15 protein-coding genes and 1 pseudogene are annotated in these 12,192 nt (G+C 59.9%); 2 read left to right on the top strand and 14 right to left on the bottom strand.

All coding sequences use genetic code 11. The annotated features are described in order from the left end of the window. Positions 1 to 119: 119 nt before the first annotated feature. Complete coding sequence (locus RWJ89_RS03520; protein ID WP_130763676.1) at positions 120 to 473, bottom strand: DUF1428 domain-containing protein; 354 nt, start codon at positions 471 to 473, stop codon at positions 120 to 122. 189 nt (positions 474 to 662) lie between these two features. On the opposite strand from RWJ89_RS03520, the gene RWJ89_RS03515 reads away from it, so the two are divergent. Beyond that, entirely contained in the window at positions 663 to 1,328 is a 666-nt protein-coding gene (locus RWJ89_RS03515; protein ID WP_316029360.1) for a hypothetical protein, read from the top strand. On the opposite strand, the gene RWJ89_RS03510 is transcribed toward RWJ89_RS03515, so the two are convergent. The 3 genes and pseudogenes from RWJ89_RS03510 to RWJ89_RS03500 all read right to left on the bottom strand — a co-directional run bounded on the left by RWJ89_RS03510 (position 1,306) and on the right by RWJ89_RS03500 (position 2,935). Then, positions 1,306 to 1,905, bottom strand: a complete 600-nt coding sequence (locus RWJ89_RS03510; RefSeq protein WP_131664648.1) for a DUF922 domain-containing Zn-dependent protease — start codon at positions 1,903 to 1,905, stop codon at positions 1,306 to 1,308. The two genes, RWJ89_RS03515 and RWJ89_RS03510, sit on opposite strands and share 23 nt — an antisense overlap. A 74-nt stretch (positions 1,906 to 1,979) precedes the next feature. Then, positions 1,980 to 2,139 (bottom strand): annotated as a pseudogene (locus RWJ89_RS03505) (MFS transporter); the annotation flags it as partial. Positions 2,140 to 2,215: 76 nt separating this feature from the next. After that, positions 2,216 to 2,935 (bottom strand): Crp/Fnr family transcriptional regulator, encoded by a 720-nt coding sequence (locus RWJ89_RS03500; protein WP_131664647.1) that lies wholly within the window; start codon positions 2,933 to 2,935, stop codon positions 2,216 to 2,218. 295 nt (positions 2,936 to 3,230) lie between these two features. Between RWJ89_RS03500 and RWJ89_RS03495 the strand changes: the two genes are divergently transcribed. After that, positions 3,231 to 3,476, top strand: a complete 246-nt coding sequence (locus RWJ89_RS03495; protein WP_131664646.1) for a DUF6894 family protein — start codon at positions 3,231 to 3,233, stop codon at positions 3,474 to 3,476. Between the two features lie 169 nt (positions 3,477 to 3,645). Here RWJ89_RS03495 and RWJ89_RS03490 read toward each other — a convergent pair whose 3' ends face one another. The 10 genes from RWJ89_RS03490 to rpoD form a co-directional block, all read right to left on the bottom strand. Next, positions 3,646 to 3,879, bottom strand: coding sequence for a DUF6894 family protein (locus RWJ89_RS03490; RefSeq protein WP_025395393.1), 234 nt, complete (start codon positions 3,877 to 3,879; stop codon positions 3,646 to 3,648). Positions 3,880 to 3,952: 73 nt separating this feature from the next. After that, positions 3,953 to 4,351 carry a DUF427 domain-containing protein gene (locus tag RWJ89_RS03485; protein ID WP_077978853.1) on the bottom strand — a complete coding sequence of 133 codons (399 nt, stop codon included), beginning with the start codon at positions 4,349 to 4,351 and terminating at the stop codon, positions 3,953 to 3,955. 78 nt (positions 4,352 to 4,429) lie between these two features. Continuing rightward, the gene (locus tag RWJ89_RS03480; protein WP_316030585.1) at positions 4,430 to 5,146 is read right to left on the bottom strand and encodes a B3/B4 domain-containing protein; all 717 of its coding nucleotides are present in this window, start codon (positions 5,144 to 5,146) and stop codon (positions 4,430 to 4,432) included. 3 nt (positions 5,147 to 5,149) lie between these two features. Continuing rightward, positions 5,150 to 6,046 carry a DMT family transporter gene (locus RWJ89_RS03475; protein ID WP_132610244.1) on the bottom strand — a complete coding sequence of 299 codons (897 nt, stop codon included), beginning with the start codon at positions 6,044 to 6,046 and terminating at the stop codon, positions 5,150 to 5,152. 83 nt (positions 6,047 to 6,129) lie between these two features. Beyond that, positions 6,130 to 6,936, bottom strand: coding sequence for a helix-turn-helix transcriptional regulator (locus tag RWJ89_RS03470; RefSeq protein WP_132610321.1), 807 nt, complete (start codon positions 6,934 to 6,936; stop codon positions 6,130 to 6,132). Positions 6,937 to 7,015: 79 nt separating this feature from the next. After that, positions 7,016 to 7,813 carry an APH(3') family aminoglycoside O-phosphotransferase gene (locus RWJ89_RS03465; RefSeq protein ID WP_316030584.1) on the bottom strand — a complete coding sequence of 266 codons (798 nt, stop codon included), beginning with the start codon at positions 7,811 to 7,813 and terminating at the stop codon, positions 7,016 to 7,018. A 105-nt stretch (positions 7,814 to 7,918) separates the two neighbouring features. Next, a complete protein-coding gene (locus RWJ89_RS03460; protein WP_164986508.1) occupies positions 7,919 to 8,080 on the bottom strand; it encodes a hypothetical protein in 162 nt (53 codons plus the stop codon). Between the two features lie 101 nt (positions 8,081 to 8,181). Continuing rightward, entirely contained in the window at positions 8,182 to 9,306 is a 1,125-nt protein-coding gene (locus tag RWJ89_RS03455; protein WP_316030583.1) for a DUF930 domain-containing protein, read from the bottom strand. 84 nt (positions 9,307 to 9,390) lie between these two features. Continuing rightward, positions 9,391 to 9,684 (bottom strand): GYD domain-containing protein, encoded by a 294-nt coding sequence (locus tag RWJ89_RS03450; RefSeq protein WP_017965212.1) that lies wholly within the window; start codon positions 9,682 to 9,684, stop codon positions 9,391 to 9,393. A 322-nt stretch (positions 9,685 to 10,006) separates the two neighbouring features. Then, positions 10,007 to 12,064, bottom strand: a complete 2,058-nt coding sequence (gene rpoD / locus RWJ89_RS03445; RefSeq protein WP_131664637.1) for an RNA polymerase sigma factor RpoD — start codon at positions 12,062 to 12,064, stop codon at positions 10,007 to 10,009. Positions 12,065 to 12,192 lie beyond the last annotated feature (128 nt).

Below are 12,192 nucleotides of genomic sequence, written 5' to 3'. Positions count from 1 at the left end.
GCTCGCGCAAGGCAGAAGGGAACATGGGAGGCCAAGCATCCTGCCATTCGCGCGCCTGGCCTAAAGTCTTGCATGCACATCGTCATTCCTGAGCGGCGGCAGAGTTTGAAAGTCAAGCTTCAGAGCCTGAGCAGCGTCTCGAAGCCGCCGTAGATCATCCGCTTGCCGTCGAAGGGCATCTGCCACTGGTCGCCCTTGAGCCTGGGATCATCCATCACCTTGGCATTGATATCGTCGCGCTCCTGGCGCGAGCCGTAGACGATCCAGGAAAACACCACCACCTCGTCCTCCTTCGCCTGCACGGCGCGGGGAAAGGAGGTCAACTCGCCATAGGGCACGTCATCGCCGATACATTCGACATATTCGAGCGCGCCATATTCCTTCCAGATCGAGCCGGCGAAGGTCGAGAATTCCTTGTAGGCCTCGATATTCCCCTTCGGAACCGCCACGATGAAACCATCGACGTAGGACATCTCGCTCCCCCTTTGCACTTGTCAGCAGAGAAAGATAGGAGAGCGGCCGGACAGGTCCAGGGACGAAGCACTTACAGATTTTCGCGGTCGATAGTACGAAATCGCGAAGTAGGAAATTGCACCGATATCAATGTGACGTATAAGTAGAAATCTTCAGATTCTACCCGTCATTTCATCCGCAGGTTTCCCATGCGTGTTATTGCTGCATCCGTTTTTTGTTTAACTCTGATCCAAATCGCAACCGTTCTGGGCGCGGAAGATAGTCGCTCTTTTCATCTGCAAGCGTTCAAAGGGGAGGATAAATCCTGCTATGCCGTTAACCGTGCATACGAAAACACCCACAATAGCGGGCGCTACAGCTTTACTGTATCGGAGTTGCAAGAAGATGGTCATCTCAGACCTTACATGGAGGCGCGGGCGATAGACGGTGTCTTCTATTCCAGAATCGAAAATGGTGTCTGGGATGAAGATAAGCGGCTGCCCATTCGTACCCCTCTCGATGCAAATTCGGGGCTGCCAATCTTTACGTCTTGTAAAGAGCTCGGGAACTCGCAAACCGAAGAAGGCCTGGCTTTTCACTATTCCGCATACTGGCACCGTTACAAATGGAGTGCGGCAATCGACATCTGGATATCGAAGACTTCAGGGAAATTCATCAAGACAATCAGCCGCTATGATCAGGGCGCGGGAGAGATGCCATTTTCAGTGGCTGTCCAAATAATGGATTATGACAGAGCCCACGCAATGAAACCGGTAGTCCCACCAACCTGTTGGGCCCTTAATCTGGAGGCTTCGCCAGCCATCTGCATCGATCTCACCTCTCCGACTCCAATCACGGCCCATTCACCAGTTTGAGGATGAGCTGCTGGATATTGCCGCCATCACCCATTTCGATCTTGTCGAAGTCGCGGCCGCGCTGGCGCTGTCTTTGCGAGATCTCGCCGAGCCGGCGGGTCAGCTCGATTCTGATCTTCTTGCAATCGGGATCGTCGGCAACGGTGAGGCCGATGCTCATCGCCTCGATTTCCTTGACCATCTCCTTGATGGTCTCGCCATGCACCCGCTCATGCGCCTGCACCCCTGATATGAAGCCCTCCCAGCTGCTCTTCACGGCGGCTGGCAGCGCAGCAGATGGTTTCGGCAGCGTATAGGTGATGATGAGCTTCGGCCGGTTGGTCACGATCACGCAGGCATTTGCCTGCGGTTCGTATTTCCTGGTCCAGGTCAGCTTGAACGTCGTATGCGCGATTGCCCGGCCGAAGCCGCCCGCCTTCGGCCCACGCTCGCCGATCGATGCATAGAGCCCGGCCCCCGACGTGCCTGATATCGAATAGGGCCGCACTTCTTCGACCGCCTGCCACTCGGCCAGCGCCACGGCCGGCACCGAGGTAAAAAACGCTGCAAGCACATAGGATAGAAAATTTGTCGTCACGCGCGGCTCCGCCGAATGATGTTTCGGGCCGAACCTAACGGGAGCGGTCGCCGCTTTCAACGCGTATAGATACGCTAGCCCTGCAGCGTCTTGACCTTGGTGAGATCCGGGAAGAGCCGCATCCACAGGGCGACGACGACGATCGTGCCGAGCCCGCCGACAACGCCGGTGGCAACCGGCCCGGGCTGCCGCCATCATGCCGGATTCAAATTCGCCGAGCTGGTTGGAGGTGCTGGAATAGATGGCTTGTCAATCGGAATGAGCTGCCGTCACCGGATTGTGCCATGCCTCGGCCCGCCTCGCACAACCTTTAGCGCGGCTCCCTGGAGATGCTGAGATAACCGGGATCGAATTCCGCGATCTCCTGCAGACGTTCCCAATCGACGATGGTGATCGTTCGGTTCTCCCAGGTGAACACGCCCTCGCGTCTCAGCGCCTGCAATGTCTTGTTGAGGTGGACGACGGAAACGCCGAGGACGTCGGCCATCTCGATCTGCGTCAACGGAAAGTGGAAGCTTGCGCCGCGCGTCCGCTTCACCACCTGCAGCCGCACGAAGAGTTCGCAGACGAGGTGAGCGATATGGGCGCGCTTGGAACGCCGGCCCATGGCAACGATCCGCTCGCGGTGGATGGCGCCGTCGACCAACGTATCGAGCCAGAGCAGCCGGGTCAGATGCGGCATGCCTTCGGTGATCGCCTTGAGATCGGCATGATCGGCGAAAGCGACGTGACAGGACGACATCGCAACGACGCCATGGTCCATCTTCTTGATCGGGAAAGCGTGCAGATCGACAAAATCGCCAGCGACGTGCAGCGCGGTGATCTGGCGACTGCCATCGGCCATCAGCCTGTAGCGCGCCGCAAAGCCATCGAGCAGCAGCGTGCTGTAGGTCGGACGGCTTCCTTCGGAGACGAGATCCTCTCCGGCAACGAAGTGCCTGTCTTTGACGATGATCGCTCTGAGATGGCTTTCCTCCTCGGCCGATAGCACATCGCGGCTTCCAAGGTTCAGCAGCAGAGATTCAATCATGGCCTTGCCCGCCGATATCGCAAAAGTTCCGGACCATTTCGATGCGACCTGTATTTTCTATAAGAATCAATGCCTAGAGCCTTTTCTGGTCAGATTGCAGCATTCTGTTGGCTGAAACGGGCCGGCTGATCGATCGGCCGGCTTGGCCGTAGAGCTGGGCTACGACGCGCGCCGGCCGGTCGACCATCCGACTCCGTTTGAGCCAACAGAATGCTGCAATCTGACCGGGAAAGGCTCTAGCCTCGGAACAATTGTCTTCATCTGTGATTTCTCCCTGTGACGCGCAGGAAAAAACATGGCTCGCTACTATTTCGATCTACACAACGGCGAAGGTCCCACGCGCGACGAGCACGGCACCGAGCTCAGATCTCGTGAAGACATTCCGAAAGAGGTGACCCGCATCCTGCTGGATGTGGCCCGTGACGAACTGCCCGCGGGTGATCGTATGACGATCGCCGTCACCGTTCGCAACGAGAAGGGCGTTCCTGTCACGGTTGCCAGTCTCGTCTTCAGCAATGAATGGCTCGACGTCTTACGATAGCGGCCGCCGTTTAAGGGCTGCCGCCGCTCACACATACGCATCAATCCGACTCGGTCGATTGTGATGCGAGACGCTAAGACCCGCCCTCATAGCCGGCAATTAACTTTGACATAGTCTTTCGATTGCTTCGGCTCGATCGGGCTACTCAAGGCATGCACGCCGATCACGGCTATTTCGAAATTTCTTCGAGAATCAGCCGGATTTCTGCCAGCGGCCGCCGGCTTTCATCGAACAGTTCCACCGACAGCATATTCAAAGGTGCAGCCGGCAAGCCTTCGGCGGCCATTTCCGCGAGAACGCGCCGCGCCTCCGCTTTCGCAGCCTCGACAGAGTCGAAATCATATCCCGTCTCGGTCGCCCCGACGCCATCCCGATCGAAAAGCTGAAAGTAGAATTTCGGCACCACACATCCCCGGCTAGATAACGCTAACGGTTCCGCGGCGAACATGTTCCGCCGGAACGGCTTCGATGCCGCGTCAGAAGGCGCCGGCTTCCGGAGAGGCCATTTCCTCGATGCCGTCGACACGGTCGGGATAGAAGGCAAGATGGTCTTTGATGCTGCTGACCGCCGCATTCGGCGCCTCGTAGGTCCAGACGGCATTCTTCGAGCGCTCGCCGCCCGGAATGATGCTGTAGTAGGAAGCGTCGCCCTTATAGGGGCAATGGGTGGCGTGGTCGGTGCGCTGAAGCAGCGACATGTCGACATCCTTGCGCGGAATATATTGCACCGGCGGATAGGAGGCCTCGCGCAGCGTCAGCGCATTGCGGGTATCGGCAATCGTCTTGCCGCCGAGCGTGACGACGACGCGGGAGGGATTGTGCTCGACGCTGATCGGATGATCCGGCCCCGGAATCTTGATCGACTTATCTGACATCTTTTCTGACATGGGGATTCGTCTCCAGGAGGTATCGATCCCACTGAGATAGGGCGGACATGTCGCCGGCCCAAGACATCAAGCGTCGTGAGCCTCAAATCCTCGGAATTCGAAACGTGGCGATGCCAGGCTCAGCATCGCCATCTTCGGCGCCGCCGGCCAGTGCCGTACAAGCGCATCCGCAACTGTTTCGATCAGCCTGGCGATGTCGTCGCTGGCGGAGGCGTGCAGGGCCTCGGCAACGATCAGGACCGAGCGCGTCGTCTCCCGCACCGCCGAAAGCCCGCTCTGCCGGTTCGTCCAACGCCGCGCATGCGCGTTCTCCCCGCCATCTGCGAAGATCACCTCGTTTGGCTCGGGATATTCGACTTCGCCGCCAAAGGTCAGATATGTCTCGTCACCCCTCGCCCGCCGGACCTGGAGATCGCCAGTGATCCTTTCGACGTCGAAGACGGCGATCGGAATGGCGAAGGCGAGCGAAATCGCGTTGCAGAGATCGATAAGCGGATGTAGGCGCGGCAGCGCATGCTCCTGGCGGAAGCGGCGCAGCAGCGCCTCGGACGCGCAGCGATATTGTGTCGGCTTCAGCCCCATGCGGGAAAAGCCGCGCCGCCAAGCCTGGATCTCGGGAAATTCGCTTTCCTGCGCTTTGGCTAGCCGGGCCTCGGCGAGCGCGTTGAAGCCCGCGATCGCCGCCTCGACATCGGCATCCCCATGGATCCCTCCCGCATGGAGCGCGCCGGCGCGAAGCTCCGGAAAGGCCTGCCATATGGCATCGGAATGGCTGAACTGCATGGTCTATCTTCCCCCGGCAAGTTTCATTCTACGACTCTCGGCAAAGGCAAGCCCGAGCACGGCCGCAAGCACGCAGGCGATGCCGGCGATCTGGTTGAGCCCGACTGGCTCGCCAAGGATGGCGAACGCAAGCGTCACGGCGGAAACCGGGGCCAGCGCGGTGAAAAGCGCGGCTTCCGTGCCGCTCACCCTTTCTGCTCCCGCATACCACAGCAGAAATCCGCCGACAGTCGGAACCAGCGCATAATAGACGACGGCGCCCAAAGCGCTTGTGGAAATACCATGTGCGAAAGGCGCTTCGAAAATCGCCGGGATGGCGGCGACGATGAAACCGATGCCGGCCATCAGCGTCGACTGTGCAAGCGGCGCAATCTCCGTCTTCAATCTTTTGTTCAGCAGGATGAACAACCCCTCGCAGACGACGGCCAGGAAGATCAGCACATTGCCGGAGAGCGCCCCTCCGGCCGCATCCGGCGTGGAGGCGATCGAAAGTACACCTGCCGTCGCAAGCGCCACGGCCAGAAGCAGGGCGGGCTGCGGCCGTTCGCGCAGCAGCAGGATGGAGATTGCAGTCGATACCACCGGCAACGTGCCGATGATGACGCCGGCATCGGCCGCCGAGGTCAGGCTGAGGCCGGAGATCAGCAGCGTCGTATAACCGACACTGCCGGCCCCGGCCTGAATGACAAGGATGAGGCGGTCTTGCCTGGAGAGTTTCGGCAGCCGGGCACCGGTCGCCCGCATCAGCAGGAGAAGGACAGGAAAGGCGATGGCGAAGCGCAATGCGGTGGCGCTGAACGGCGGCAGACCCGATGCGATGAGTTTGCTGGCGATGACGGTGCTTCCGACCGTCAGCATCGCCAGCGCCAGATAGACATAACCTTGAACCTGCCTCGACATTCAGCGCCTCCTGTTGGATGCGCCGAGAAAACAGCAGGAGCCTGTCGGGGTCTTGAACGAAATTGCAGCTGCAAAGAAGCTGCTCAGAGAAAGGCGCCGGCATAGAGGCGCGGCGACAGACCGTATTTGCGCACGAAAACCCGCGTCATGTGGCTCTGATCGGCAAAGCCGCTGGCAAAGGCCGCTTCCGCAAGTGGCATTCCCTGAGCAATCAGCCGCCGGGCGATGTGGATGCGGGCCTGGACGAGATAGGCATGCGGCGTCAGGCCGGTCGCCTTGGCAAAACCGCGCAGCACCTGGAAGCGGCTGAGCCCGCTTTCCCTAGAGAGATCGGCAAGAGAGACGGCGGCAAGCGGATCGTCGTCGATCAGATCTCGGGCCGCGCGGATCGGCGCCGGCACCGGTGGCCGCTCTTCGGTATCACAGCGCTCCCGCATGACATCGGCGACGAGCTGCAGAAGCAGTTCCTCGCGGAGCAACTCCGCCGCCGCCCTAGCGCCGGTCACCGCGCCAAACAGCGTTTCGAAGCGGGCGGCGATCGCCGCATTGCGAATGACGGGATGCGGGATTTCCGACCGCGCCGCGCCGCTTTCGCTGATCTCTCGCGACAGACCGGTGACGATGGCGGGATCGAAATAGAGGATACGCCACGACCGCCCCTCTCCGATCGGCGCCCCGTCGTGCACCTCGTTTGGATTGACCGTGATGATGTCGCCGGCCTCAGCCTCCACCATGCCGCGGCCACTGAGCGACGACTGCGCCCCGGCGGACATCAAACCGATGCCGAACTGCTCATGCGTATGACGCGCAAAGCTGTGATGCGTTTCCGCCTCCACCGCTTCGACGCCTGATAACGCCGAGCGCAGCATCCTGAACTGGTTTTTGGCCATCATCTGCCCGCAGGTCCAATCGCCGGCCACTCTGCCAGCCACCTTGAGATGACGCAATCGTGGCGGCTAAGATGCCTGCCTAGAAGAATTCGTCGAGCAGCTGGTAATAGTCGAGTCTGGTCGAATCCGTGGCCGGCATGCCGTAGCGATCAAGGAAGGCCTGCACCAGCGCCTCGCCGAAATTGTGGGCGATGCTCCGGCAGGCGAGCGCGATATCCTGATAGCGGTCGGCGACGCCGAGACGACTGCAGTCGATATAACCCGAAAATCCCTCTTCCGACGCGATGAAATTCGGGAGGCAGGCGTCGCCGTGGGTGACGACGAGATCCTCGCGGCCAGGCCTCCCGCTTTCGAGTTCGGCAAACAGTGCCTCAGCACTCTTTCCAAGCCGCGTCTCATCGAAATCGGTCTCGTCGACGATGCCGGCCTGCATCCGCGCTTTTGCCGCCGCGATACGCCTCTCCAGCCGGTGATCGAAGGGACAGGATGCGATCGGCAGGCGATGCAGGTCAAGAAGTGCCGCAGCCAGCAGCTCGACCCGCGCAAGCGGCGTCAGCACTGATGCACTGGCGAGATCACTCCCGAGCAGCGCGTTGATCAGCAACCGGTTGCGCGCACCGTCGCTGTCGTCTGCAATGACATCGGGACAGGGCAGACCGGAAGCCTTTAGCCAGCGAAGCCTGGCGGATTCATCAGCGAGTTCGCCAAAAGCACCGGCCTCTTCGACCTTCAGATAAAGCGTCGGTAATCGGAGAGCTTCCAGCCGAAAAACGCTCGCGGCAGAACGGCCGAGCGCATCGCGCTCGAACCGGTAACCGGCCAGACGGGCATCGAGCGCGCCCGCCGACGGCGGTTGATCCTCTTGGAAAATCGACATGATATCTAGGCCATTGATGCTGGCGCATTATCCCGACAGGGCGGGACAACACAAGCGGCGCAATCGCTCAGCGCACATTGGCAGACTGAACGGGCCTCCGCGACCTCAATGAACGGTTTCGGCGGGTGCTGCTTCGAGAAGGATTTCGAAAGCCTCTTCCAGAGCGGCTACCAGAATATCGGTCAGCTCATCGCCCTTGTTTTCCAGGAACAGCGCGCTCACGGCTTCGTCCTGATGCTCAAAGAAACGCTCGATCTCGTTCGACATATCATCTGTCCTTTTCTTCACCGGAATCATCACGGCCATGAAAAGAGGCTATGTGCGGTTCCTTGCGCGTGGCTTGTTGCAGTGGTCGAACTCTTTCCCCGTTAGTCTTCAGGAAAGCGACGGTTTTTCCATTCGCTGCGCGGAACCGAATTTCCGACATCATACTCGAAGGATATAACCTTCGTCGCATCATTATCCACTTCGCACCTGAATCTGACCTCAAACCATTCACTGCGGCTCTTGAAGGCCCCGCGCCGTGCATCAAGTACACTTCCGCTCAGAAGTGAATAGGAAGGTAGCCAACGCGGTTGATATTGCGCAGCCGAATGGATCAGTTGCTGCCTGAGTTCAGTCTGGCAAAGCTGGTTGATACGCTCACCTCGCGGCAGATTGCTGATCGCGGTCTTGATCATCGGACTGGCCATGGCCTTTTCGGAAAACAGCGTCTTCGCCTTGATCATTTCGTCCGCCTCCTTGGCCTCGGCTTTCGGCGGCGTCGAAGGCGCCGACATCGTTGTGTCCTCGGGTGGCTTCGCCTGCGCGAAATTCGTCTTTGCCTCATCCTGTCCTGTGGCAGCCGGCCCGTTCTTTTCCGGATTAGCCTCAACAGCCGCCACCTGTGGAAGCACAATATCCTGAGGCACCGGATTCGCCGCGGTCATTGTCTCCGAAACTCGAGGCTTTTCGGGCTGCGGCGGCTCGACCGGTGCCTCCTCCGGTTTTACATTAGCAATTGGTGGCTTTGGTGCTTCCGCCCGTTGCGGCTCTCCCTGTGCCTTTTCTTTCGGCGCTGAATCCTTGTCGGCAAATTCAAGCACCGGACGAAAAGTGCGCGACCTTGGAGGTTCTGCCTGAGGCTTTGCAGCTTCCGAAGGCGCCGGTGGTGGCGGAGGCGGCGGAGGCGGCGGAGGCGGTGGTGGTTCCTTCTTGGCCTCTTCCGGCGGCTTCGGCTCCGGTGGCTTTGGCTTGGGCTCCGGCTTTTTCTCCTCCGGCGGCGGGACGAGTTCCACCTTCACACTCTCGTCTTCGGGAGGCTTCGGCTCGATCTTCGGCAGCCCGAAAATCAGAAGAGCAACGATAGGAATATGGGCAGCAACGGACGCGACGACGCCCCAGCGGATTTCAGGCCGCTGCCTTCCCGTTTCGTGCTGCGCTTCCGCCGGTTCTACGTCTTCTTCTGTCACAGCAGCGATGTGGCCTCTAAAGCCGGCAGCATCAAGCCACAAAAGAAAAAAACCGCGTGATCGAGCAGCACGAGAGTTATTAGCTAACGCTCCGCAACCTTCAAGATAGACGATCTCCGGCTCCGGCTAACCGAGCGAGCCGATGAGATCCCGATAGGCGGCTTCCGGAAATGCCTTCAGCGTCTCCGTGCGGACATTGCCGCCCATCGCCAGCGAGAGGGTAAAATGCGCCATGACGGCGTCATCGGGCGCCTCGCAGACGGCGACCATGTCGTGCCCGCCCATCGTCAGAAAGAACTGATTGAAGGAGCCGCCGACGCCGGCGAGCAATTTCTTCGCGGCGTCGAGCCGCTTTGCCGAGTCGCGGACATTGCGGATGCCCTGATCCGTCCAATTGATCAAAAGAATGTAAGTGGTCATGTCGCACCTCCCAGAACATGGTGCCGAAAAGTCTCAGCGGTTTTCGGACGGCGTCATGCTCTATTTCTTCGATGTGGAGCCGGATTCAGATTTCAGGCCCGTCAGGCCTTAAATTATCCGGATCTAGCGGAGGATTGGTTCACACAAGCGCACGTCTGCCCTCGCTCATGCATCGCGATCGATGCCTTCCCCCGTGGCCGGATTATAGGCTTGTCACCATGGAGGGACAAGAAAGACACCGGGATCATTGGTATTAATCACAAAAGCAAAAGCCGGGCATGAAGCCCGGCTTTTCAAAAGTCAGAACGGCGTCGCCGAAACCCTAGCTGTCGAGGAAGCTTCTCAGCTTTCTGGAGCGGCTCGGATGCTTCAGCTTGCGCAGCGCCTTCGCCTCGATCTGACGGATACGTTCGCGGGTGACCGAGAACTGCTGGCCGACTTCTTCAAGCGTGTGGTCGGTGTTCATGCCGATGCCAAAGCGCATGCGCAGAACACGTTCTTCGCGCGGCGTCAGCGAGGCGAGAACGCGGGTCGTCGTCTCGCGCAGGTTCGCCTGGATGGCGGCGTCGATCGGCAGCAGCGCGTTCTTGTCCTCGATGAAATCGCCGAGATGCGAATCCTCTTCGTCGCCCACCGGGGTTTCGAGCGAGATCGGCTCCTTGGCAATCTTCAGGACTTTGCGGACCTTTTCGAGCGGCATGGCGAGCTTTTCGGCCAGTTCTTCCGGCGTCGGCTCGCGACCGATCTCATGCAGCATCTGGCGCGACGTGCGGACGATCTTGTTGATCGTCTCGATCATGTGCACCGGAATGCGGATCGTGCGGGCCTGGTCGGCGATCGAACGGGTGATCGCCTGACGGATCCACCATGTCGCATAGGTCGAGAACTTGTAACCGCGGCGGTATTCGAACTTGTCGACCGCTTTCATCAGGCCGATATTGCCTTCCTGAATGAGGTCGAGGAACTGCAGGCCGCGGTTCGTGTACTTTTTGGCGATGGAGATGACGAGGCGAAGGTTCGCTTCGACCATTTCCTTCTTGGCAATACGCGCTTCGCGCTCACCCTTCTGCACCATATGAACGATGCGGCGGAATTCCGAGATCGAGATGCCGGTCTCGGTCGCCAGATTCTGGATTTCCTGGCGAATGTCGCGGATCGTCGTGTTTTCGCCTCTGGCGAATTCCTTCCAGCCGCGAGCGGCCAGATTGCCGATCGACTTCATCCAGTTCGGGTCGAGCTCGGCGCCCTGATACTGCTCCAGGAAGGAGTCGCGCTTGACGCCGTAGGATTCGGCCAGACGCAGCAGGCGGCCCTCGTTGGAAACGAGGCGCTTGTTGATGTCGTAGAGCTGCTCGACGAGGGCGTCGATGCGGTTCTGGTTCAAGGACAGAGATTTGACGGCTTTGATGAGCTCATCTTTGAGTTCCTTGTAACGGCGCTCCTGGGCAGTGGACAGCGTGCCGGAAGCCGACAGCCGCTGCTCGACCTGCTGGTCCTGCAGCTTGCGCAGCTTCTTATAGGTCTCGGCGATCGTATCCAGCGTCTCCATCACCTGCGGGCGAAGCTCGGCTTCCATCGCAGCCAGCGAAAGGTTGGATTCGTCTTCGTCCTCTTCCTCCTCCTCGGGAGGCAGGCCTTCGCCGCCGACATCGGTGATGTCGTCGTCGCCGGAGCGGGCGCGACGGGTCTTTTCCTTCTCTTCTGCCAGCTTGCGATCAGCTTCGATCTTCTCCGGGCTCTGGAACTGCGGCGCAGCCTTGGCTTCAGGGCCGGAATAGGTCGTTTCGAGATCGATGATCTCGCGCAGCAGCGTCGTGCCCTCGTTGAGCTCGTCGCGCCAGATGATCAGCGCCTGGAAGGTCAGCGGGCTCTCGCAGAGACCCGCGATCATCGTCTCGCGGCCGGCCTCGATACGCTTGGCGATCGCGATTTCGCCCTCGCGGGACAGAAGCTCCACCGAGCCCATCTCGCGCAGGTACATGCGAACCGGATCGTCGGTACGGTCGGTCGGTTCTTTTTTCTTGGCGGTCGCAAGCGCCGTGCCGCTCGAAGGCGCGAGTTCGCCGCCTTCGCTCTCCTCGTCGCCGCCGGCGTCGTCGTCATCGCTGCCGCCGGAAGCACCGGTTTCCTCGGCTTCCTCGTCTTCGATGACGTTGATGCCCATGTCGGACAGCATCGACATCGTGTCTTCGATCTGCTCGGACGTTACTTCTTCGGACGGCAGGACCGCGTTGAGCTCGTCCATGGTCACATAGCCGCGCTTCTTGGCGGCCTTGATCATCTTCTTGACCGCGTCGTCGGAAAGATCGAGAAGAGGGCCGTCGCTTGCGCTGTCGCGTTCGACTTCCGCGTCTTCGTTCTCTTTGACCTTGGTTGCCATTTATATCGTCGCCTTCCTGACGCTATCCAATCTCGCTACGGTGAACGGGCTGTCTCAGGGCCTGACGCGCCGCACGCGCCGCCCTCGAATCACCTTTGCCCACCTAACGGGATGACATTTAAAGCCTG

It is taken from the genome of Rhizobium sp. 10PS4 (genome assembly GCF_032464805.1).
Lineage (GTDB): Bacteria > Pseudomonadota > Alphaproteobacteria > Rhizobiales > Rhizobiaceae > Rhizobium > Rhizobium laguerreae.
The sequence above is the reverse complement of the archived record's forward strand: the minus strand, read 5'-3'. Positions and strand labels throughout refer to the sequence as shown.

Coding starts and splice junctions, on each gene's coding strand:
- RWJ89_RS03520 (WP_130763676.1), bottom strand. CDS start 473: ATGTCCTACGTCGATGGTTTCATCGTGGCGGTTCCGAAGGGGAATATC.
- RWJ89_RS03515 (WP_316029360.1), top strand. CDS start 663: ATGCGTGTTATTGCTGCATCCGTTTTTTGTTTAACTCTGATCCAAATC.
- RWJ89_RS03500 (WP_131664647.1), bottom strand. CDS start 2,935: ATGATTGAATCTCTGCTGCTGAACCTTGGAAGCCGCGATGTGCTATCG.
- RWJ89_RS03495 (WP_131664646.1), top strand. CDS start 3,231: ATGGCTCGCTACTATTTCGATCTACACAACGGCGAAGGTCCCACGCGC.
- RWJ89_RS03485 (WP_077978853.1), bottom strand. CDS start 4,351: ATGTCAGATAAGTCGATCAAGATTCCGGGGCCGGATCATCCGATCAGC.
- RWJ89_RS03480 (WP_316030585.1), bottom strand. CDS start 5,146: ATGCAGTTCAGCCATTCCGATGCCATATGGCAGGCCTTTCCGGAGCTT.
- RWJ89_RS03475 (WP_132610244.1), bottom strand. CDS start 6,046: ATGTCGAGGCAGGTTCAAGGTTATGTCTATCTGGCGCTGGCGATGCTG.
- RWJ89_RS03470 (WP_132610321.1), bottom strand. CDS start 6,936: ATGGCCAAAAACCAGTTCAGGATGCTGCGCTCGGCGTTATCAGGCGTC.
- RWJ89_RS03465 (WP_316030584.1), bottom strand. CDS start 7,813: ATGTCGATTTTCCAAGAGGATCAACCGCCGTCGGCGGGCGCGCTCGAT.
- RWJ89_RS03460 (WP_164986508.1), bottom strand. CDS start 8,080: ATGTCGAACGAGATCGAGCGTTTCTTTGAGCATCAGGACGAAGCCGTG.
- RWJ89_RS03450 (WP_017965212.1), bottom strand. CDS start 9,684: ATGACCACTTACATTCTTTTGATCAATTGGACGGATCAGGGCATCCGC.
- rpoD (WP_131664637.1), bottom strand. CDS start 12,064: ATGGCAACCAAGGTCAAAGAGAACGAAGACGCGGAAGTCGAACGCGAC.